This window comes from Vibrio sp. VPAP30 (assembly GCF_001188205.1).
In the GTDB taxonomy this organism is placed as follows: domain Bacteria; phylum Pseudomonadota; class Gammaproteobacteria; order Enterobacterales; family Vibrionaceae; genus Vibrio; species Vibrio bivalvicida.
Genome location: NZ_LBLS01000025.1, coordinates 1 through 21,161, shown reverse-complemented (window position 1 = coordinate 21,161; position 21,161 = coordinate 1). Strand labels below are relative to the sequence as shown.

At 45.4% G+C, this 21,161-nt stretch carries 21 protein-coding genes; 17 read left to right on the top strand and 4 right to left on the bottom strand.

From position 1 onward, the window contains the following. Positions 1-11: 11 nt before the first annotated feature. The 12 genes from ZX61_RS10210 to glmU all read left to right on the top strand — a co-directional run bounded on the left by ZX61_RS10210 (position 12) and on the right by glmU (position 10,352). A complete protein-coding gene (locus tag ZX61_RS10210) occupies positions 12-785 on the top strand; it encodes a ParA family protein (protein WP_049844525.1) in 774 nt (257 codons plus the stop codon). A 24-nt stretch (positions 786-809) separates the two neighbouring features. Then, positions 810-1,691 (top strand): ParB/RepB/Spo0J family partition protein, encoded by an 882-nt coding sequence (locus ZX61_RS10205; protein ID WP_049844524.1) that lies wholly within the window; start codon positions 810-812, stop codon positions 1,689-1,691. 187 nt (positions 1,692-1,878) lie between these two features. Next, the gene (locus tag ZX61_RS10200; protein WP_049844523.1) at positions 1,879-2,268 is read left to right on the top strand and encodes a F0F1 ATP synthase subunit I; all 390 of its coding nucleotides are present in this window, start codon (positions 1,879-1,881) and stop codon (positions 2,266-2,268) included. Positions 2,269-2,276: 8 nt separating this feature from the next. After that, on the top strand, positions 2,277-3,089 hold the full coding sequence (gene atpB / locus ZX61_RS10195; protein WP_049844522.1) for a F0F1 ATP synthase subunit A: 813 nt from the start codon (positions 2,277-2,279) through the stop codon (positions 3,087-3,089). Positions 3,090-3,149: 60 nt separating this feature from the next. Continuing rightward, a complete protein-coding gene (gene atpE / locus ZX61_RS10190) occupies positions 3,150-3,404 on the top strand; it encodes a F0F1 ATP synthase subunit C (protein WP_002540812.1) in 255 nt (84 codons plus the stop codon). Positions 3,405-3,476: 72 nt separating this feature from the next. Beyond that, complete coding sequence (gene atpF, locus ZX61_RS10185) at positions 3,477-3,947, top strand: F0F1 ATP synthase subunit B (RefSeq protein ID WP_049844521.1); 471 nt, start codon at positions 3,477-3,479, stop codon at positions 3,945-3,947. A gap of 14 nt (positions 3,948-3,961) precedes the next feature. Further along, entirely contained in the window at positions 3,962-4,495 is a 534-nt protein-coding gene (gene atpH, locus ZX61_RS10180) for a F0F1 ATP synthase subunit delta (RefSeq protein ID WP_049844520.1), read from the top strand. Positions 4,496-4,508: 13 nt separating this feature from the next. Beyond that, a complete protein-coding gene (atpA, locus tag ZX61_RS10175) occupies positions 4,509-6,050 on the top strand; it encodes a F0F1 ATP synthase subunit alpha (RefSeq protein ID WP_049844519.1) in 1,542 nt (513 codons plus the stop codon). Between the two features lie 42 nt (positions 6,051-6,092). Next, a complete protein-coding gene (atpG, locus tag ZX61_RS10170; protein WP_049844518.1) occupies positions 6,093-6,959 on the top strand; it encodes a F0F1 ATP synthase subunit gamma in 867 nt (288 codons plus the stop codon). Between the two features lie 35 nt (positions 6,960-6,994). After that, positions 6,995-8,398, top strand: a complete 1,404-nt coding sequence (gene atpD, locus ZX61_RS10165; protein WP_049844517.1) for a F0F1 ATP synthase subunit beta — start codon at positions 6,995-6,997, stop codon at positions 8,396-8,398. Positions 8,399-8,416: 18 nt separating this feature from the next. Beyond that, entirely contained in the window at positions 8,417-8,839 is a 423-nt protein-coding gene (locus ZX61_RS10160; RefSeq protein WP_049844516.1) for a F0F1 ATP synthase subunit epsilon, read from the top strand. 151 nt (positions 8,840-8,990) lie between these two features. Beyond that, positions 8,991-10,352, top strand: coding sequence for a bifunctional UDP-N-acetylglucosamine diphosphorylase/glucosamine-1-phosphate N-acetyltransferase GlmU (gene glmU / locus ZX61_RS10155; protein WP_049844515.1), 1,362 nt, complete (start codon positions 8,991-8,993; stop codon positions 10,350-10,352). 74 nt (positions 10,353-10,426) lie between these two features. Here glmU and ZX61_RS10150 read toward each other — a convergent pair whose 3' ends face one another. After that, positions 10,427-11,167 carry an amino acid ABC transporter permease gene (locus ZX61_RS10150; protein WP_049844514.1) on the bottom strand — a complete coding sequence of 247 codons (741 nt, stop codon included), beginning with the start codon at positions 11,165-11,167 and terminating at the stop codon, positions 10,427-10,429. A gap of 91 nt (positions 11,168-11,258) precedes the next feature. On the opposite strand from ZX61_RS10150, the gene ZX61_RS10145 reads away from it, so the two are divergent. After that, positions 11,259-12,035 (top strand): transporter substrate-binding domain-containing protein, encoded by a 777-nt coding sequence (locus ZX61_RS10145; protein WP_049844513.1) that lies wholly within the window; start codon positions 11,259-11,261, stop codon positions 12,033-12,035. A gap of 57 nt (positions 12,036-12,092) precedes the next feature. Here ZX61_RS10145 and punC read toward each other — a convergent pair whose 3' ends face one another. Beyond that, positions 12,093-13,292: a purine nucleoside transporter PunC gene (gene punC, locus ZX61_RS10140; RefSeq protein WP_049844512.1), complete on the bottom strand. Its 1,200-nt coding sequence runs from the start codon at positions 13,290-13,292 to the stop codon at positions 12,093-12,095. Between the two features lie 154 nt (positions 13,293-13,446). Between punC and punR the strand changes: the two genes are divergently transcribed. Next, complete coding sequence (gene punR / locus ZX61_RS10135; protein WP_049844511.1) at positions 13,447-14,349, top strand: DNA-binding transcriptional activator PunR; 903 nt, start codon at positions 13,447-13,449, stop codon at positions 14,347-14,349. A 44-nt stretch (positions 14,350-14,393) separates the two neighbouring features. On the opposite strand, the gene fadA is transcribed toward punR, so the two are convergent. Both fadA and fadB read right to left on the bottom strand, forming a co-directional pair. Next, positions 14,394-15,569, bottom strand: a complete 1,176-nt coding sequence (fadA, locus tag ZX61_RS10130) for an acetyl-CoA C-acyltransferase FadA (RefSeq protein ID WP_049844510.1) — start codon at positions 15,567-15,569, stop codon at positions 14,394-14,396. 12 nt (positions 15,570-15,581) lie between these two features. Next, positions 15,582-17,753: a fatty acid oxidation complex subunit alpha FadB gene (gene fadB, locus ZX61_RS10125; RefSeq protein ID WP_049844509.1), complete on the bottom strand. Its 2,172-nt coding sequence runs from the start codon at positions 17,751-17,753 to the stop codon at positions 15,582-15,584. Between the two features lie 249 nt (positions 17,754-18,002). Here fadB and ZX61_RS10120 point away from each other — a divergent pair, with 249 nt between their 5' ends. Genes ZX61_RS10120 through hemG form a run of 3 tightly spaced genes read left to right on the top strand, consistent with a single transcriptional unit; the run spans position 18,003 to position 20,667 of the window. Then, complete coding sequence (locus ZX61_RS10120; protein WP_049844508.1) at positions 18,003-18,632, top strand: YigZ family protein; 630 nt, start codon at positions 18,003-18,005, stop codon at positions 18,630-18,632. Between the two features lie 40 nt (positions 18,633-18,672). Further along, on the top strand, positions 18,673-20,130 hold the full coding sequence (locus ZX61_RS10115) for a TrkH family potassium uptake protein (RefSeq protein ID WP_049844507.1): 1,458 nt from the start codon (positions 18,673-18,675) through the stop codon (positions 20,128-20,130). 9 nt (positions 20,131-20,139) lie between these two features. Then, a complete protein-coding gene (gene hemG / locus ZX61_RS10110) occupies positions 20,140-20,667 on the top strand; it encodes a menaquinone-dependent protoporphyrinogen IX dehydrogenase (protein WP_049844506.1) in 528 nt (175 codons plus the stop codon). Positions 20,668-21,161: the final 494 nt, after the last annotated feature.

Below are 21,161 nucleotides of genomic sequence, written 5' to 3'. Positions count from 1 at the left end.
CGAGGTTCAACGTGGGAAAAATCGTAGCGATCGCCAACCAGAAAGGCGGGGTTGGAAAAACAACAACATGCATTAACTTAGCTGCATCAATGGCTGCGACTAAGCGTAAGGTTCTGGTGATAGATCTCGACCCACAAGGCAACGCGACGATGGCCAGTGGTGTTGACAAATACCAAGTGGATGCGACGGCCTATGAATTGCTCGTTGAGGATGTACCATTTGATGAAGTGGTGTGCCGTAAAACGTCGGGCAATTACGATTTGGTTGCTGCCAATGGTGATGTGACGGCGGCAGAAATCAAATTGATGGAAGTGTTCGCACGCGAAATTCGTCTTAAGAATTCGTTACAATTAGTTCGCGATAACTATGATTTCATCTTTATCGATTGTCCTCCTTCTCTAAACCTTCTTACAATCAACGCTATGGCCGCAGCCGATTCGGTTTTGGTTCCAATGCAGTGTGAGTATTTTGCACTTGAAGGTTTAACCGCATTGATGGATACGATCAGCAAGCTAGCCGCTGTTGTTAATGAAAATCTGAAAATTGAAGGGTTGCTGCGCACCATGTACGACCCACGTAACAGATTATCGAATGAAGTATCCGATCAACTTAAAAAGCACTTTGGTAACAAGGTGTACCGCACAGTTATTCCGCGCAACGTTCGTCTCGCTGAAGCACCTAGTCATGGTAAACCGGCAATGTATTACGATAAATACTCTGCTGGTGCTAAGGCTTATCTCGCTCTTGCCGGTGAGATGCTTCGCCGCGAAGAAGTCCCTGCATAACGATAACCAAAGGAATTCCGTCTCATGTCTAAACGTGGTTTAGGTAAAGGGCTTGACGCCCTGCTTTCAACCAGTTCATTGGCGCGTGAAAAACAGCAAAGTGCGCTGCACAGTCAAGAACTGTCATCGGATGGTAATCTAACCGATTTAAATATCAATAGCTTGAAGCCGGGTGTTTATCAGCCGCGTAAAGAGATGGAACCAGAGGCGCTTGAAGAACTAGCGGCTTCAATTGAGTCGCAAGGGATTATCCAACCTATTGTCGTTAGACAGGTTGACGGTGACAAGTTTGAAATCATCGCCGGTGAACGACGTTGGCGCGCTGCTCGTAAGGCCGGATTAAAACAAGTGCCGTGTGTGGTGAAAAATGTCGAAGATCGTGCGGCGATCGCGATGGCGCTGATTGAAAATATTCAGCGTGAAGATCTTAATGTAATTGAAGAAGCTGTCGCGTTAGATCGTTTACAAGAAGAGTTTAGTCTTACTCATCAACAGGTTGCTGATGTCATCGGCAAGTCTCGCGCGGCGGTAAGCAACTTATTGCGTCTAAATCAGCTAGAAGTTGACGTAAAAGGTTTAGTCTCTAGTAATCATCTTGATATGGGGCATGCTAGAGCTTTGCTGGCACTTGAAGGAGAACAGCAAGTTGAGATTGCTCAGCGAGTTGCCAAAAAGAAAATGACAGTGCGTCAGACTGAGCAGTTAGTAAAAAAATGTCTTCAACCTCAAACTGAACCAAAAAGTGAGGCCGAAGACACTGAAGCACAACAAATATCACATAAATTGAGTGAAATGCTTGGTGCTAAAGTGGCAATTGTAAGAGCTGACAATGGCAAGTCGAAAGTAACGATTAGTCTTGATGAGCCTCACAAATTGGAGCAGCTAATTGCCAAGCTAGAGAGCTAAATGAGATAATTGATCTCAGTCAATATATGTAAAAATCGAATTTTTGTGCGGAAGTTGTCGGTTTGTAAACAAAATTGTAACTTTTTGCAGTGTTTTAATTGCAATCAGTTCGACTCACCGTATAATTTTCGCCAATTTCCCAGCCCTGAGGTAGTAAAGCTGTGGATTTTACTAGAGGTACGAATACATGGTAGCTGCGTTAGCTAGACCAGGACGAGAGCTTGCTAAGCAATTGTTAATGATCCAGTTTGGCGCGGTTACACTTCTGGCAGTAGGTATGGCAATAGCCGTAAATGCTGACTGGGGACTTTCAGCGTTGATTGGTGGTGGCATCTTTGTGATTGCCAATGCCGTTTTTGCGCTGTGTGCGTTTATGTTTAGTGGAGCTCGTGCTGCAAAGCGAATTACGGCCTCTTTCTATGCTGGCGAAGCACTCAAAATCCTCATCACGGTGATTCTTTTCACCGTTGCCTACATGTATATGCAGGTGGAACTTGTTCCCCTTAAGCTAACCTATTTGCTGGCTCTAGGTATTAATATCTGTGCGCCAGTGCTATTCATTAACAACAAAAAATAGGATGAGTTATGGCTGCGCCAGGTGAAGCGCTAACGTCATCCGGATACATTGCCCACCACCTTACAAACCTATCGACGTATAAGTTAGGTCTTGTAGCGGAGGAAGCAAGTTTCTGGAACGTACATATCGATAGCCTGTTTTTTTCTTGGTTTACGGGTTTAATTTTCTTAGGAATTTTTTACTCAGTAGCGAAGAAATCGACAGCGGGTGTACCGGGTAAGCTTCAGTGTTTTGTTGAAATGATCGTTGAATTTGTCGCGGAAAACGTCAAAGACACGTTCCATGGACGCAACCCACTGATCGCGCCTTTAGCACTGACTATCTTTTGTTGGGTATTCTTGATGAACGTGATGGACTTAGTTCCTATCGACTTCTTACCTTACCCAGCAGAGCATTGGCTTGGTATTCCTTACCTTAAGGTTGTACCGTCAGCTGATGTTAATATCACCATGGCTATGGCTCTAGGCGTATTCGCTCTGATGATTTACTACAGCATCAAAGTGAAAGGTCTAGGTGGATTCGCTAAAGAACTTGCTTTACATCCATTTAATCACCCTGTGATGATTCCGTTTAACCTATTGATTGAAGTGGTATCGCTACTTGCGAAGCCTCTATCACTTGGTATGCGTTTATTCGGTAACATGTTCGCAGGTGAGGTTGTATTCATTCTTTGTGCGGCAATGCTACCATGGTACTTGCAATGGATGGGTTCACTACCGTGGGCAATCTTCCATATCTTGGTTATTACGATTCAAGCCTTCGTGTTTATGATGTTGACAATTGTTTACCTGTCAATGGCACACGAAGACAGTGATCATTAATTTTATTTTTAAAGCTTTTTATTTGGGCAACTAGCCAACAACTATAAATTGGAGATAGTAATGGAAACTTTACTGAGCTTTTCTGCAATCGCCGTAGGTATTATCGTCGGTCTTGCTTCTCTTGGTACAGCGATTGGTTTCGCACTTCTAGGTGGTAAATTCCTTGAAGGTGCTGCACGTCAACCAGAAATGGCTCCTATGCTACAAGTTAAGATGTTCATCATCGCGGGTCTACTTGATGCGGTTCCAATGATCGGTATCGTAATCGCACTTCTATTCACTTTCGCAAACCCATTCGTTGGTCAACTAGGTTAATCACTTTTAACTCTAGGCAAATTTCGGTTTGTCATTGATTAACACTAAGTCCGAATAGAAGGGGTAGCTGTTGTGAATATGAACGCAACTCTGCTAGGTCAAGCAATCTCGTTTGCAATGTTTGTATGGTTCTGCATGAAGTATGTATGGCCACCAATCATGCAGGCGATCGAAGAACGTCAGAAGAAAATTGCTGACGGTCTGCAAGCGGCAGAACGTGCTGCTAAAGACTTGGATCTAGCACAAGCAAACGCTTCTGATCAGTTGAAAGAAGCGAAGCGCACAGCAACTGAGGTCATCGAGCAAGCGAATAAGCGTAAAGCTCAAATTCTAGATGAAGCACGTGAGGAAGCTCAGGCAGAACGCCAGAAAATCCTTACTCAAGCTGAAGCTGAACTTGAAGCAGAACGCATCCGTGCGCGTGATGAACTGCGCAAACAAGTTGCAACTCTGGCTGTAGCTGGTGCTGAGAAAATCCTTGAGCGTTCTATCGATAAAGATGCGCAAAAAGATATTCTCGACAACATTACTGCAAAACTTTAAGTCTGGGGGCGCATATGTCTGATTTGACTACAATCGCACGCCCCTATGCTAAAGCAGCCTTCGACTTTGCTGTAGATAAAGGCCAACTAGACCAATGGGGTCAAATGCTGTCTTTTGCTGCGGAAGTTGCTAACAACGAACAAATTCAAGAGCTTCTAACAGGCTCTGTCTCTGCTGAAAAGCTAGCAGAAATATTTGTTGCAGTTTGTAGTGACCAAGTTGATGCGCACGGCCAAAACCTATTAAAGGTGATGGCTGAGAATGGCCGTTTAGCGGCCCTTCCTGATGTTTGTGAACAGTACTTTGCTCTTAAACAAGAGCATGAGAAAGAGATCGATGTTGAAGTTACTTCAGCAGCAGAACTTTCTGAAGAACAACTCGCAAATATCAGCAGCAAACTTGAGCAGCGCCTAGAGCGTAAAGTAAAGCTGAATTGCAGTGTAGATGAGACCCTACTTGGTGGGGTTATAATTCGAGCCGGAGACTTAGTCATCGATAACTCAGCACGTGGCCGTCTAAGCCGCCTGAGCGATGCATTGCAGTCTTAATGGGGATTGGAGCATGCAACTTAATTCCACGGAAATAAGCGATCTAATCAAACAACGTATCGAATCTTTCGAAGTTGTTAGTGAAGCTCGCAATGAAGGTACTATCGTATCGGTAAGCGATGGTATCATTCGCATTCACGGCCTAGCGGACGTGATGCAAGGTGAAATGATTGAATTACCGGGTGGCCGTTATGCACTAGCACTTAACCTTGAGCGTGACTCGGTTGGTGCGGTTGTAATGGGCCCATATGCTGACCTTAAGGAAGGCATGAAAGTTACAGGTACTGGTCGTATTCTTGAAGTGCCAGTTGGTCCTGAACTATTAGGCCGCGTAGTAAACACGCTAGGTGAGCCAATTGATGGTAAAGGCCCAATTGACGCTAAACTTACGTCACCAGTAGAAGTGATTGCACCTGGTGTAATCGACCGTAAATCGGTTGATCAGCCAGTACAAACTGGTTATAAGTCAGTTGACTCAATGATCCCAATCGGTCGTGGTCAGCGTGAGCTTATAATCGGTGACCGTCAGATCGGTAAAACCGCGATGGCGATCGATGCAATCATCAACCAGAAAGATTCTGGTATCTTCTCTATCTACGTAGCGATTGGTCAGAAAGCTTCTACTATCGCGAACGTTGTGCGTAAACTGGAAGAGCACGGTGCACTACAAAACACTATCGTGGTTGTAGCATCTGCATCTGAATCTGCTGCACTGCAATACCTAGCTCCTTACGCTGGTTGTGCAATGGGTGAGTACTTCCGTGACCGTGGTGAAGACGCTCTGATTGTTTATGATGACCTATCTAAGCAAGCGGTAGCTTACCGTCAGATCTCTCTACTACTAAAACGTCCACCAGGCCGTGAAGCATTCCCAGGTGACGTATTCTACTTACACTCTCGTCTACTAGAGCGTGCTGCTCGTGTAAGCGAAGAGTACGTAGAACGTTTCACTAATGGTGAAGTGAAAGGTAAGACGGGTTCTTTGACTGCTCTTCCTATCATCGAAACTCAAGCTGGTGACGTTTCTGCATTCGTACCTACGAACGTAATCTCGATTACCGATGGTCAGATCTTCCTACAGTCTGAAGCCTTTAACGCGGGTGTACGCCCAGCCGTTGATCCAGGTATTTCAGTTTCTCGTGTAGGTGGTTCAGCACAGACGAAAATCATCAAGAAGCTATCAGGTGGTATCCGTACTGCACTAGCGGCTTATCGTGAACTAGCAGCATTCGCACAGTTCTCATCAGACCTTGATGAAGCAACTAAGCGTCAGCTAAGCCATGGTCAAAAAGTTACAGAACTAATGAAGCAGAAGCAGTACGCTCCTATGTCTGTATTTGATCAAGCACTAGTTATCTTCGCTGTTGAACGCGGCTACCTAGATGATGTTGAAATCAACAAGATTCTAGATTTTGAAGCGGCACTACTATCGTATGCTCGCGGTCAATACGCTGAATTTGCAGCTGAGATCGACAAGACGGGTGCGTACAACGATGAAGTTGAAGCACAGCTTAAGAAGCTGACTGATGACTTCGTGGCAACCCAAACTTGGTAATAGGTCGGTGGCAGTAATGTCACCAACTAATGGAGAGTAACGATGGCCGGCGCAAAAGAGATACGTAATAAAATCGGTAGTGTTAAAAGCACGCAGAAAATTACGAAAGCGATGGAAATGGTAGCAGCTTCGAAAATGCGTCGTAGTCAAGATGCAAGAGAAGCTTCTCGTCCATACGCTGAAACAATGCGTAAAGTGATCGGTCACGTAGCAAACGCAAATCTAGAGTACCGTCATCCGTACTTAGAAGAGCGTGAAGCGAAGCGAGTTGGTTACATCATCGTTTCTACAGACCGTGGCCTGTGTGGCGGCTTGAACATTAACGTGTTCAAAAAAGCAGTTGCTGATATGCAGGCATGGAAAGAGAAAGGTGCTGAAGTTGAACTAGCGGTAATTGGTTCTAAAGCAACAGCATTTTTCAATAACAGTGGCGCGAAAGTTGCCGCTCAGGTTTCTGGTCTTGGCGATAGCCCAAGCTTAGAAGACCTAATCGGTTCTGTAAGCGTAATGCTAAAGAAATACGATGAAGGTGAATTGGACCGTTTATACGTAGTGTACAACAAGTTTGTGAACACTATGGTTCAACAACCAACGATCGATCAATTGCTACCTTTGCCTAAATCAGACAGCGAAGAGATGCAGCGTGAGCACTCATGGGACTACATCTATGAGCCTGAACCAAAACCTCTACTAGATACACTTTTAGTGCGCTATGTAGAGTCTCAGGTTTACCAAGGTGTGGTTGAGAATCTTGCTTGTGAGCAAGCGGCTCGAATGATTGCGATGAAGGCTGCAACGGACAACGCGACCAACTTGATTGAAGATTTAGAACTTGTGTACAACAAAGCCCGTCAGGCTGCGATTACACAAGAACTATCGGAAATCGTTGGTGGTGCTGCTGCGGTTTAAGCTTAGGTTAAACGAAATAGTTTAGAGGATTAACGATGGCTACAGGTAAGATCGTACAGATCATCGGTGCGGTAGTCGACGTAGAGTTCCCACAGAGCGAAGTACCTAGTGTATATGACGCTCTAGACGTGACTGAATCAAAAGAACGCTTAGTTCTTGAAGTTCAACAACAGCTAGGCGGTGGCGTAGTTCGTTGTATCGTAATGGGTAGCTCTGATGGTTTACGTCGTGGAGTTGAAGTTGTAAACACTGGCGCTCCAATTTCAGTACCAGTAGGTACTAAGACCCTAGGTCGTATCATGAACGTTCTAGGTGACGCAATTGACGAGTGTGGTGAAATCGGTGCGGAAGAGACTTACTCTATCCACCGTGAAGCACCAAGCTACGAAGAGCAATCAAACGAGATCGCTCTACTAGAAACGGGCGTTAAAGTAATCGACCTGGTTTGTCCATTCGCTAAGGGTGGTAAAATCGGTCTATTCGGTGGTGCAGGTGTAGGTAAGACCGTTAACATGATGGAACTTATCAACAACATCGCACTACAGCACTCTGGCCTATCTGTATTTGCAGGTGTAGGTGAGCGTACTCGTGAAGGTAACGATTTCTACTTTGAGATGCAGGAAGCGGGCGTTGTAAACGTTGAGAATCCTGAAGAGTCAAAAGTAGCGATGGTTTACGGTCAGATGAACGAGCCACCAGGTAACCGTCTACGTGTTGCACTGACTGGCCTAACAATGGCTGAACGTTTCCGTGACGAAGGTCGTGACGTTCTACTGTTCGTTGATAACATCTACCGTTACACGCTTGCTGGTACTGAAGTATCAGCTCTGCTAGGTCGTATGCCTTCAGCAGTAGGTTACCAGCCAACTCTTGCAGAAGAGATGGGTGTACTGCAGGAGCGTATCACGTCAACGAAATCTGGTTCTATCACGTCTGTACAGGCGGTATATGTACCAGCCGATGACTTGACTGACCCGTCTCCAGCAACAACGTTCGCGCACTTGGATGCAACGGTAGTACTTAACCGTAACATCGCAGCTATGGGTCTATACCCTGCGATCGACCCACTAGATTCAACATCTCGTATGCTTGATCCATTGGTTGTTGGTCAAGAGCACTACGATATCGCTCGTGGCGTTCAGCAGACTCTTCAGCGTTATAAAGAGCTGAAAGATATCATTGCGATTTTAGGTATGGACGAGCTGTCTGAAGAAGATAAGCAAGTAGTATCTCGTGCACGTAAGATTGAGCGTTTCCTAACTCAGCCTTACCACGTAGCGGAAGTATTTACTGGCGACCCTGGTGTTTACGTACCTCTTAAAGAGACTCTACGTGGTTTCAAAGGTCTACTAGCTGGTGATTACGATGACATTCCAGAGCAAGCGTTTATGTACTGCGGTACGATTGACGATGCTATCGAGAATGCGAAGAAGCTATAAGGCTAACTAGGAGGCGATATGGCAGCAATAACCTTTCACCTAGACGTTGTTAGTGCAGAGAAGAAGATTTTCTCAGGCCTAGTAGAAACGTTTCAGGTGACCGGTAGCGAAGGTGAACTTGGTATTTTCCATGGTCACACTCCGCTGCTGACCGCTATCAAGCCTGGTATGGTGCGTATTGTTAAGCAGCACGGCCACGAAGAAATTCTTTATGTTTCTGGTGGTATGGTAGAAGTTCAGCCGGGTACAGCGACTGTACTGGCTGATACCGCTATCCGTGGTGAAGAGCTTGACGCAGCTAAGGCAGAAGAAGCGAAACGTCGCGCTGAGGAGAATATTCAGAATCAGCACGGTGATATGGACTTCGCTCAAGCGGCCAGTGAACTGGCTAAAGCCATTGCTCAGCTACGAGTTATCGAGCTGACAAAACAGCGTCGCTAATTCGCGACACTGTTTTAAAAGTGATAAAGGCGGTCGTAAGACCGCCTTTTTGCTTAATTTTTAACGGAAATTTTTCCTAATCAATTAACTAATCATCAATTAGTGTCTAGAATACCTCTCAGTTTTAATACAAGTTCTAATGGGTAACGCAATGAAGTTTAGCGCAGTGATTCTGGCGGCGGGCAAAGGGACTCGCATGTACTCCAACAAACCTAAGGTTTTGCATACACTTGCTGGTAAACCTATGGCTAAACATGTTATCGATACATGTAACGGTTTAGGCGCGCAGAATATACATTTGGTCTATGGTCATGGTGGCGATCAAATGCAGGCTGAACTGAGTGCTGAGTCTGTGAATTGGGTTCTGCAAGCGGAGCAGCTAGGTACAGGCCACGCGGTGGATCAAGCTTCTTCTCAGTTCGAAGAGGATGAGAAGATCTTAGTGTTATACGGTGATGTGCCATTGATCTCTGAAGAGACGATTGAAAGTTTACTCGATGCTCAACCAACTGGTGGTATCGCGTTGCTCACCGTGGTTCTGGATAACCCAACTGGCTATGGTCGTATCGTACGTAAAAATGGCCCTGTCGTGGCTATCGTAGAGCAAAAAGATGCCACAGAAGAGCAAAAGCTAATTAAAGAGATCAATACGGGTGTGATGGTTGCGACTGGTGGGGATCTTAAGCGTTGGTTATCTGGCCTAAACAATGAAAATGCACAGGGTGAGTACTACCTGACAGATGTGATTGCTGCCGCTCACGATGAAGGCCGTGCAGTTGAAGCGGTTCACCCAGTTAATCCTATCGAAGTTGAAGGGGTTAACGACCGTGCACAACTGGCGCGCTTAGAGCGTGCGTTTCAATCGATGCAAGCACAAAAACTGTTAGAACAGGGAGTAATGTTACGAGATCCTGCGCGTTTTGACCTGCGCGGTGAGCTTCAGTGCGGTATGGATTGTGAAATTGACGCCAATGTTATTATCGAAGGCAAAGTCTCCCTAGGTGATAACGTCGTTATAGGCACTGGGTGTGTGCTTAAAGATTGTGAAATCGATGACAATACATTAGTTCGCCCATATAGCGTAATTGAAGGTGCTACAGTAGGTGAAGAGTGTACCGTCGGTCCATTTACTCGCCTTCGCCCTGGTGCTGAGATGCGCAATGATTCGCACGTAGGTAACTTTGTTGAAGTGAAAAATGCATGCCTTGGTGAGGGCTCTAAAGCCAACCACCTGTCGTACTTAGGTGACGCAGAGATCGGTCAGCGCACTAACGTTGGCGCGGGTGTGATTACGTGTAACTACGATGGTGCAAATAAATTTAAAACCACAATAGGCAACGATGTGTTTGTCGGATCTGATAGTCAGCTAGTAGCTCCAGTGACAATTGCTGATGGCGCGACAGTTGGTGCAGGAACGACTTTAACAAAAGATGTCGCTGAAGGTGAGTTAGTCATCACTCGCGCTAAAGAGCGTAAGATTTCAGGTTGGCAGCGTCCATTAAAACAAAAGTAATAGCTCTTGCTACCAATGATAATGTTACAAAGCCGCTCATAATGAGCGGCTTTGTTGTCTCTACTTGGTTGGTATTAATGACTAGGAATAGCGATACGCTTTTCTAGCCAACGAACGGCTTGAGAGACGAAAAGAATCAGCACTAAATACTCTAAGACCAAGAAGGTATAGATCTCTAATGGTAAGTACTCATTGACTACTAACTCGTTGGCACGGCGGGTTAGGTCACTTAAGCCAATCACACTGACTAATGAGCTCATTTTGAGAATATAAACAAACTGATTGCCCAATGGCGGTAAAATTTGCCGAAATGCTTGCGGCAAAATTACTAAGCGCATCTTCTGCCAGTAATTCAAACCTAGTGACTCCGCAGCTTCATGTTGGCCACGGCTGATGGCTTGAATCCCGCCGCGAAACACTTCAGCCATAAAAGCACTTTCCGCGATGGTCAGTGCTATCACCCCCGCCCAAAAATGATCTAGTGAGACGTCTAGTAAAGTTGGCATTCCATAGTAGACCCAAAGTAGCAAGACGAGCACAGGTACAGAGCGCACGCATTCTACATAGATTCGGTTGATGGCACGCAGATATTTCATTGGAGAAAGCGCAGGTAACGCGATGATTAACCCGAGCGTCATGGCAAACAGCATGCTCAGCAGAGAGACTTGAATTGTGTCGCTAAACCCTGCGAGTAGAAAGCTTAAGTTGGTTTGGCCTTGCTCGGTTGTCGGGTCAAGTACGTACCAACCCCACTGATAATCTGAACAGCCGCTGAGAAGTAGCAGTGAACTAAGCAATAGATAACGAGAAGTCACATTACACCTTGTATTGACTAAAAAAATCCATTTGATGCTGCTATGTTAGCAATGAACGGGCTTAATTCGTAATAACTTTAGGGAAGATATAATGAACAAGTATATTTTAGCACTTGGATTGTGCTTATTGTCAGTGGGCCAGGTCATGGCCGAAACCAGTCGTTTACAACAAATCCTTGATAAAGGGGTGCTGCGTGTTGGTACTACAGGGGATTGGAATCCGATGACAATGAAGGATCCAGCAACCAATAGCTATCGCGGTTTTGATATTGATGTGACAACTGAGTTGGCTAAGGATCTTGGTGTAAAAGTCGAATATGTAGCGACAGACTGGAAAACATTGGTTAATGGTATTACTGCCAATAAGTACGACGTTACTGGTAGTGCTTCACTGAACATGTCGCGCGCTAAAGTAGCAGGTTACAGTCAGCCATATTTCTACTTGGCGTTTGTTCCAGTGGTGCAGAAAAAGGACTTAGACAAGTTCTCTGATTGGAGTGATTTTGACAAATCAGAAGTCAAAGTAGCGGCAACGCTGGGAACAGTACAAGAAAAGATGGTTAAAGAGTTCTTTCCGTCAGCACAGCATGTTGTTATTGAAGCACCTGCACGTGACTTCCAGGAGCTACTGGCACGCAGAGCGGATGTCTCAGTGACCTCAAACGTTGAGGCGGCTACGTTGGTGGAGAAGTTCAAACAACTGGCTATCGTGCCAGTTAAAGAACCACGTAAACCGACGCCGATCGCGATGTTACTGCCACAGGATGATCAGGTTTGGATTAATTACCTCAATCACTGGGTAGAATTGAAGAAGACTCAGGGGTTCTTTAAAAAGACAGCCGAAAAATGGGGTCTGAAGAGTTTGTAAGTATTTACTAAGTTTACTGCCCTAACAAAGAGCCGCATTTTGCGGCTCTTTTACTATTTACTCATCATTGACTACGCGAGAGTTGTCAGGCGCAGTAAAGTGCTGAGACAGCTCACGATTCGAAACAACATAGCCAATCCACAGCCCTCCCATACAAATAACAATCGCGATGCCTGTTACTAGCTGTGCCTGACTTGCCATTGCAGCCACTAGAGCGCTCGATAAGCTACTGACACAAATTTGCACACTGTTTTGTAAGCCAGCGGCCGTTGCAGGGCTTCGCTGCGCGCTTGCTAGAGCACGATTGACAACGATTGGGTAAAGCGCGCCGTTGGCGACAGCAATCAAACAGAAAGGTGCTAGGATCGGCCAAATGGAAGTTAGTTGCCATTGAGAAGCGATAAAGATCAGCAAAGAAGCGACACTAAACAGGCCAATCAGTTGGCGTAGTACTTTTTCGTCACCATACTTGCGGACACCGACTTTACCTAAGTAGCCGCCTACCATAAATGCGATAGTTTGTGGAATAAAGCTCAAACCAATGTCTTTAGCTTCATAACCAAGCTGCGACATGATCTCCGGCATTCCTGTAAGGTAAGCAAAGAAGGCCGCCGATGCTGTGGCAAACATAAATACATTGCCAAGGTAGGTTTTTGACCCCAGTAGCAGCTTAATATCTGTCGACATGCTGGTTTGCTTAACTTCAGCTTTTTCATTTTTCTGTGCCATGGTTGCGATGACGAGCAATACACCCATTAGTGTCAGCGCTACAAAAATGCTGTGCCAACCAAAGCTATCTGCCAGTAATACACCCAACTGTGGAGCCAGCGCTGGGGACAGGGCGACCAGTGGCATGATAGTAGCGAATATTTGCTGACTGTTGCTTGAGTGACGCTTAATAACCATCGCTTGCCAGATCACTGCAGGTGCGCAGACACCAATTGCTTGCACAAAGCGTAGGGCGAGTAGCTGCCAAACTTGATCACTAAAGGCTAAGCCAAAAGAGGCGATAGTAAAAATTACCAAGCCTGCCGCTAAGGTATTACGATGACCAAACTTATCCGAGGCCAACCCCCACATAAGTTGCCCAAATGCCATACCAACCAAAAATACGGTTAATGAAAGGGCTATCTGCTCTGGGCCCGTTGCGAAATCAACTTCCATTGCTTTAAAAGCGGGCAGGTACATGTCGGTGGCAATAAAGCCGAGCATTGAAAGGGCTGCGAGATAAACAAGCTGTAGTTTTGATATTTTCATGATTCAACCAATCAAATTATTTAATCATTAATTACTCAGTATTAGTTGGCGCCAACCCTGATTTATTTACCATGCCATTCTATTTTTCGATTTTAAGAAAATAAAACGTTAAAATTATTGGTTATCAATCAAAAATATTGAACGGTTGTCCATTATGTATTCAAAGTCGTCACTTGAGATGTTAGATACCGTGGCTCGGTTAGGAAGTTTTACTGCGGCAGCAGAGGTGCTACACAAAGTGCCTTCAGCTATCAGCTATGGTGTACGTCAGGTCGAGCAAGAGTTGGACGTCATATTGTTTCGTCGTTTGCCACGGAAAGTTGAGCTTACTCCGGCTGGTGAACTATTTATCGCCGAAGCGCGACTATTACTAAGACAGATGGAAGAACTTAAGGTACAAACTAAACGTGCTGCTCATGGTTGGCAATCAACCCTTAAGCTAACTTTGGATAATGTAGTGAAGCTCGATAAGTTAAAGCCACTGGTTGAAGACTTTTATCGTGAGTTTGAGTTTGCTGAGTTACAAATAAACATGGAAGTTTTTAATGGATCTTGGGAGGCGATAGCGCAGGAGCGAGCCGATATTGTCATCGGTGCAACATCTGCGATCCCCGTTGGTGGAGATTTTGAGGTCAGAGATATGGGCGTACTGGACTGGGCATTTGTTATGTCTCCGGCACACCCTTGTGTTCGTCAGCAAAACTTAAGCGAAGAGTTTGTCAGCCAGTTCCCTGCCATCTGTCTTGATGATACTTCCAGTGTTCTGCCTAAGCGTCACACTGGGCATTATCCGCAGCAGCGGCGCTTGTTGCTGCCCAATTGGTATAGTGCAATTGAGTGTCTTAAGAATGGCGTTGGGGTTGGCTATATGCCTCGACACATCGCGATGTCGTTGATTCTTGATGGGGTGCTGGTGGAGAAAACCTTGCCAGATGAAAAGCCGATCAGCCAATGCTGTTTAGTTTGGCGTAAGGATGATAATCACAAACTTATTCAGTGGATGGTAGATTACTTAGGCTCTTCCAATCAGCTCCATCACGACTGGTTAAAGCACTAAAGCAACGCCAGCATAATGCTGGCGTTGTTTGACTTGATAGCCGCTTAAGGGCGTTCAAAGACGGTTGCGATCCCCTGACCTAAACCGATACACATAGTGGCCAGGCCATATTTTGCGTCTTTGGCTTCCATTAAGTTGATAAGCGTGGTTGAGATGCGCGACCCAGAACAACCTAGCGGGTGACCAAGAGCGATGGCACCACCGTTAAGGTTGACCTTCTCGTCCATCACTTCCAGTAAACCTAGGTCTTTAGCACAAGGTAAAGATTGAGCAGCAAATGCTTCATTTAGCTCTACCACATCCATATCTTCGATAGAGAGACCTGCACGTTTGAGCGCTTTCTGCGTTGCTGGTACAGGGCCGTAACCCATGATAGATGGATCGCAACCCGCAATCGCCATACCTTTGATGCGAGCGCGAATTGGCAAACCAAGCTCATTGGCTTTGTCTTCGCTCATGATCAGCATAGCTGATGCACCATCAGATAGCGCAGAGGATGTACCTGCCGTGACGGTTCCGTTTGCAGGGTCAAACACTGGGCGAAGCTGAGATAGACCTTCTACTGAGGTTTCCGGACGAATCACTTCATCGTGATCTAGCGTGAATAGGGTGCCGTCCGCTGCGTGGCCCTCAATTGGAAGAATCTCATTTTTAAAGCGACCTTCAAGGGTAGCGGCATGAGCACGAGCATGAGAACGCGCAGCAAACTCATCTTGTTGCTCACGGCTGATACCGTGCAGTTTACCAAGCATTTCTGCGGTTAAACCCATCATACCCGCGGCTTTAGCAACGTTTTTCGACATGCCTGGATGGAAATCCACACCATGATTCATAGGAACATGTCCCATGTGCTCAACACCACCAATGAGGCAAATCTCCGCATCACCGGTCATGATTGCGCGTGTGCCATCATGCAGAGCCTGCATTGATGAACCACATAAGCGGTTGACAGTTACTGCACCTATTTCAATTGGCAAGCCTGCAAGCAGTGCTGCATTACGCGCAACGTTAAAGCCTTGTTCTAACGTTTGTTGCACACAGCCCCAGTAGATATCTTCAATTTCACTTGGGTTGACCTGAGGATTGCGCGCAAGAATGCCTTTCATTAAGTGGGCAGAAAGATCTTCGGCGCGAGTATGACGGAAAGCCCCACCTTTAGAGCGTCCCATCGGTGTACGTAGGCAATCTACTACGACAACGTTTTTAGTTTGATTAGTCATTTGGGAATCTCCTTAGATAGAACCTTGTTGCTGAGCACCATAGAAGCTCTGGCCTTTTTCAGCCATATCAATCAGCAATTGTGGTACTTGGTACATAGCGCCTAGATCTGAGTATTGGTTGGCCATTGCGACAAACTCGGCAATACCTATGCTATCTAAGTAACGGAAAACGCCACCTCGGAATGGAGGGAAGCCCAGACCATAAACTAAAGCCATATCAGCTTCTTGAGGAGAAGCGATGATGTTTTCTTGCAGACACAAGACAACTTCATTGATCATCGGAATCATCATTCGTTGGATGATGGTTTGATCATCGAACTCTTGTTTCTCAGCACAAACGTCGGCGAGTACTGGCAGAATATCTTCACTGAATGTCTTCTTCGGTTTACCTTTTCTGTCTAAAGCGTAACTATAGAAGCCGCTGCCATTTTTCTGACCATACTTGTCTGCTTCAAACAGGGCATCAATCGCGTCACGGCCCTGTTTGCCCATACGCTCTGGGAAACCTTGAGCCATTACCGCTTGAGCATGGTGAGCGGTATCAATACCGACTACATCTAGCAGATAGGCAGGTCCCATTGGCCAGCCAAATTTACGCTCCATGACTTTGTCGATTTTAGTGAAATCAGCGCCGTCACGTAGCAACATGCTGAATCCACCAAAGTAAGGGAAGAGTACGCGGTTGACGAAGAATCCCGGGCAGTCATTCACTACGATTGGCGATTTACCCATTTTCGCTGCGTAAGCGACTACGCGGTTGATAGTTTCATCTGAGGTGTGTTCACCACGGATGATCTCTACTAAAGGCATGCGATGTACTGGGTTGAAGAAATGCATACCACAGAAGTTTTCAGGTCGCTTGAGTGATTTAGCCAGCAGATTGATCGGGATGGTCGATGTATTTGAGGTAATGACGGTTTCGTCACCCACTTGTTGCTCGACTTCACTGAGTACTGCCGCTTTCACTTTCGGGTTTTCAACCACAGCTTCAACGATAACATCCGTCTCCTCAATGCCTGCGTAATGGAGGCTTGGAGTGATAGACGCTAGGATACCCGCCATTTTAAAGCCATCAATACGACCGCGAGATAAACGCTTGTTGAGCAGTTTAGATGCTTCCGTCATACCGAGGTCTAAAGATGATTGTGCGATATCTTTCATTAAGACAGGGACATCTTTAAGAGCCGATTGGTAAGCAATTCCGCCCCCCATGATGCCCGCACCTAATACCGCTGCACGTTGAGTGTCTTTACTCGCAGATTTAGCCGCTTTTTTAGCTAGCCCCTTAATATATTGATCGTTGAGGAACAGGCCAACGAGAGACTTAGCTTCTTCGGATTTAGCCAGCTTAACGAAATACTTGCGTTCAATATCAAGTGCTTCATTGCGAGTAAAACGAGCACCTTCCTCGATAGTCACAACAGCTGTCATAGGGGCTGGGTAGTGAGGGCCAGCCTTCTGAGCGACCAAGCCTTTTGCCATGGTAAAGCTCATCATTGATTCAAGCTTGCTGAGTGAAAGTGCCGATGTTTTTTGTTTACGGCGCTGTTTCCAATCGAGCTTTTCATTGATCGCTTGAGTCAGGGTTTTGATCGCTGAATCATACAGGGCGTCTGTGTCGACAATTGCATCGAGTAGGCCGATTTTAAGTGCTTCATCAGCTCGGCACGCTTTGCCTTGTGTAATGACTTCCATCGCGCTGTCGGCACCGATAACACGAGGTAAGCGAACACAACCACCAAAACCTGGCATGATACCGAGTTTAGTCTCTGGTAAGCCAATGCTGGTGGTTTTATCACCAATACGCATGTCGGTAGCGAGTACACACTCACAGCCGCCACCTAAAGTGTGACCTTTTAAAACTGAAAGTGTTGGTACCGGTAGGTCTTCTAACTTGTTAAAGATGCTGTTAGCAAATTGAAGCCATTGATCTAGCTCTTGTTCCTGTTTGGCAAATAGGCCCAGAAACTCAGTAATATCTGCGCCTACAATAAAGGTATCTTTATCTGAAGTGAGCAGTAATCCTTTGAGAGAGCTATGAGCTTTAAGTGCGTCAAGAGCCTTATCCAGTGACTCAAGAGTAGCAAGGTCGAGCTTGTTAACAGACGCTGGGGCACAGAAGCTGAGCTCAGCGATTCCGTCTTGTAATTCCTTTACCTGTAGGGTTTCGGCTTGGTAAATCATTGTCTATCTCCATGACATACAATCTTTGGATTGCGTGTACAGCGGCTGGTTTAACAGCAACCGCTGTAAAGGAAAGTGGTGTTATAGTTATTCTGGTTTGACCAGTTGTTTTAGTTTGGACTTGCTGTTGGTTAAATTCAATACATTTTTTAAACAACTGTTTAACATTGTGCGCTCGAACAGATCTTAGGCGACGTTAAATTCGCTCTCGTGCTACACTGCGAGCACAACAAAAGATGAATCTAAACCATGAATGACCAGCCGTATTTAGTCCCTGTGCAACCCACTCAGTTTGAAGAGGAGATAAAGAAAAGCATCTTTATTACCTACCTCGCACATACTCCCTCAATTGCTGTAGCTAAAGCTTTCGTTGAGCAGATAAAAAACAAACATTCTGATGCGCGGCATAACTGCTGGGGGTTTGTTGCTGGCAGGCCTGACGATTCGATGAAGTGGGGTTTTAGTGATGATGGTGAGCCTTCAGGTACAGCAGGCAAACCAATACTGGCGCAGTTGGCCGGTTCTGGTGTTGGTGAGATTACTGCTGTGGTCACGCGTTACTCGGGTGGAATTAAACTCGGTACTGGCGGTTTGGTTAAAGCATATGGCGGCGGAGTGCAGCAAGCACTCAAATCTCTTCAAACAATTGAGAAAAAAATAACCACTAAGTTACTACTAGAGTTAGACTATGGGTTTATGCCCATTGCACAATCGTTGTTTCCTCAGTTTGGAGTTCAAGAGGTGAACGCTGAGTACAGTGAGTTGGTTAAAATGGTTGTCGAGATTGAACTTCGTCAAGTGGGTGATTTTACACAAACCATTATTAATAAGAGTGGCGCCAAGGTACAGGTTACCCCATTGGACATACAACAAAGATAACTAGGAAGTCGGAAGCTACGCTTCATAAATCAATCTAACCATGCAATTTCGATCCATTATTCGTATCGTCGGGCTTTTGCTCGCTCTCTTTAGTCTCTCAATGTTGGCGCCTGCTTTGGTGGCGCTTATCTATCGAGACGGCGCCGGTGTTCCTTTTGTTACCACCTTTTTTGTACTCTTGTTTTGCGGGACCTTGTGCTGGTTTCCGAATCGACGCTACAAACATGAATTAAAAGCCCGTGATGGATTTTTGATTGTTGTTCTATTTTGGACGGTACTCGGTAGCGCTGGTTCATTACCATTTCTGATCGCAGACAATCCCAATATTTCCGTCACTGATGCTTTCTTTGAGTCTTTTTCTGCTTTAACCACGACTGGAGCCACCGTTATTGTTGGCTTAGATGATTTGCCCAAAGCGATATTGTTTTATCGTCAGTTTCTACAGTGGTTTGGTGGTATGGGTATCATCGTACTTGCCGTTGCGATCTTACCGGTATTAGGTATCGGTGGTATGCAGCTTTACCGAGCAGAAATCCCAGGACCAGTAAAAGATACCAAGATGACGCCACGGATAGCGGAAACGGCTAAAGCTCTTTGGTATATTTATCTCAGTTTAACTATCGCTTGCGCTGCTGCTTTTTGGTTAGCAGGTATGACGCCGTTTGATGCGATCAGCCATAGTTTCTCAACGATTGCTATTGGTGGCTTCTCTACTCATGATGCCAGCATGGGGCATTTTGATAGTTACGCGGTTAATATGATTACTGTGGTGTTTCTATTAATTTCAGCATGTAACTACTCACTTCACTTTGCTGCCTTTGCATCTGGTGGTGTGCATCCTAAATACTATTGGAAAGACCCAGAATTTAGAGCTTTTATCTTCATTCAAGCGCTGCTGTTTGTCGTTTGTTTTCTTGTGCTGTTAAATCATCACTCATATAACTCAGTCTATGATGCTTTTGATCAAGCGCTGTTCCAAACCGTTTCGATATCCACTACAGCGGGCTTTACCACAACAGGCTTTTCAGAATGGCCGCTATTCTTACCTGTGTTGCTGCTTTTTTCTTCTTTTATCGGTGGATGCGCTGGGTCGACAGGTGGTGGCATGAAAGTGGTTCGTATCTTACTACTGACCTTGCAGGGGGTACGTGAACTCAAGCGTTTAGTTCACCCTCGTGCGGTCTATACGATTAAAGTCGGGGGCAGCTCTCTTCCTCAGCGGGTTGTCGATGCGGTGTGGGGATTTTTCTCTGCCTATGCTCTGGTTTTTGTTGTTTGTATGTTAGGTCTGATTGCCACTGGTATGGATGAGCTAAGTGCTTTCTCTGCGGTTGCGGCTACACTCAACAACTTAGGTCCGGGTCTTGGTGAAGTGGCACTTCACTTTGGGGATGTGAATGACAAGGCGAAATGGGTTCTGATTGTTTCGATGCTATTTGGACGACTGGAAATATTTACACTACTTATACTACTGACGCCGACATTTTGGCGTAGCTAAGGAGACGATGTGGCAAAGGCGCTATTTCTCTATTCAAGCCGTGAAGGTCAAACTAAAAAGATTTTTAACTATATACAGAAACAGATGCCGGGATTTGATTGTGAGCTGCTCGACCTGCATCGCATAGAGACTGTCGATTTCAGCCAATATGAGCGAGTGCTTATTGGTGCCTCTATTCGTTATGGCCACCTTAATAAAAAGCTCTATCAGTTTATTGAGCGTAACTTGTCTTCATTACAGCAGAGTAAAGTTGCTTTCTTCTGTGTGAATCTGACGGCACGTAAAGAAGACCAAGGAAAGGATACGCCTGAAGGTAGTGCCTATATAAAGACATTTCTCAAAAAGTCGCCTTGGCAACCTGAGTTGATTGGCGTATTTGCCGGTGCGCTCTATTACCCACGATATGGTTGGTTTGATAGAACAATGATTAAATTCATTATGAGTATGACGGGGGGAGAGACAGATACAAGTAAAGAGGTAGAGTATACCAACTGGGAAAAAGTGACTCTATTCGCCAATAAGTTTAAAGATATGTAAAGAAAAGGCTTACTTATAAGGCTTTTAGATCGAAATTTAATCGAACAATAAAAAAGTTAGAAAAAACTGCAAAAAGGGCTTGCCAAGAATCTTTCGATCTCTATAATGCCCCCTCGCTGACACGGCAACGCTTCAACAGAAACGCAAGCCCAGTTAGCAAGGTCAATTAGCCAAGTGGAAACGCTTGAAAAAAGTTTGAAAAAAGTGGTTGACACTAAACTTTATCTCGCTAAAATGACCGCCTCTTCCGAAGTGATGCGAATCACAAAGAAGAAAGCTCTTTAACAATATAAACCTATCAATCTGTGTGGGCACTCGTTGATGATAATCCAATTAGAAATTTCTCTAAATAAAGAGGGGTTTCAAATTAGGTTTCAATGAACTGAGTGACCAATTTGATAACTTCGGTTATCGAGCACAGTCAATTCATTATCGTTCTGTTGGAACGATAATAGCTTTAAAATTACACAGTAGTTTTGAAGTCAGTATTCATT

Coding starts and splice junctions, on each gene's coding strand:
- fadB (WP_049844509.1), bottom strand. CDS start 17,753: ATGATTTACCAAGCCGAAACCCTACAGGTAAAGGAATTACAAGACGGA.
- glmU (WP_049844515.1), top strand. CDS start 8,991: ATGAAGTTTAGCGCAGTGATTCTGGCGGCGGGCAAAGGGACTCGCATG.
- ZX61_RS10120 (WP_049844508.1), top strand. CDS start 18,003: ATGAATGACCAGCCGTATTTAGTCCCTGTGCAACCCACTCAGTTTGAA.
- ZX61_RS10115 (WP_049844507.1), top strand. CDS start 18,673: ATGCAATTTCGATCCATTATTCGTATCGTCGGGCTTTTGCTCGCTCTC.
- fadA (WP_049844510.1), bottom strand. CDS start 15,569: ATGACTAATCAAACTAAAAACGTTGTCGTAGTAGATTGCCTACGTACA.
- atpB (WP_049844522.1), top strand. CDS start 2,277: ATGGCTGCGCCAGGTGAAGCGCTAACGTCATCCGGATACATTGCCCAC.
- atpD (WP_049844517.1), top strand. CDS start 6,995: ATGGCTACAGGTAAGATCGTACAGATCATCGGTGCGGTAGTCGACGTA.
- punR (WP_049844511.1), top strand. CDS start 13,447: ATGTATTCAAAGTCGTCACTTGAGATGTTAGATACCGTGGCTCGGTTA.
- atpG (WP_049844518.1), top strand. CDS start 6,093: ATGGCCGGCGCAAAAGAGATACGTAATAAAATCGGTAGTGTTAAAAGC.
- ZX61_RS10145 (WP_049844513.1), top strand. CDS start 11,259: ATGAACAAGTATATTTTAGCACTTGGATTGTGCTTATTGTCAGTGGGC.
- atpH (WP_049844520.1), top strand. CDS start 3,962: ATGTCTGATTTGACTACAATCGCACGCCCCTATGCTAAAGCAGCCTTC.
- punC (WP_049844512.1), bottom strand. CDS start 13,292: ATGAAAATATCAAAACTACAGCTTGTTTATCTCGCAGCCCTTTCAATG.
- atpA (WP_049844519.1), top strand. CDS start 4,509: ATGCAACTTAATTCCACGGAAATAAGCGATCTAATCAAACAACGTATC.
- ZX61_RS10200 (WP_049844523.1), top strand. CDS start 1,879: ATGGTAGCTGCGTTAGCTAGACCAGGACGAGAGCTTGCTAAGCAATTG.
- atpE (WP_002540812.1), top strand. CDS start 3,150: ATGGAAACTTTACTGAGCTTTTCTGCAATCGCCGTAGGTATTATCGTC.
- ZX61_RS10205 (WP_049844524.1), top strand. CDS start 810: ATGTCTAAACGTGGTTTAGGTAAAGGGCTTGACGCCCTGCTTTCAACC.
- ZX61_RS10160 (WP_049844516.1), top strand. CDS start 8,417: ATGGCAGCAATAACCTTTCACCTAGACGTTGTTAGTGCAGAGAAGAAG.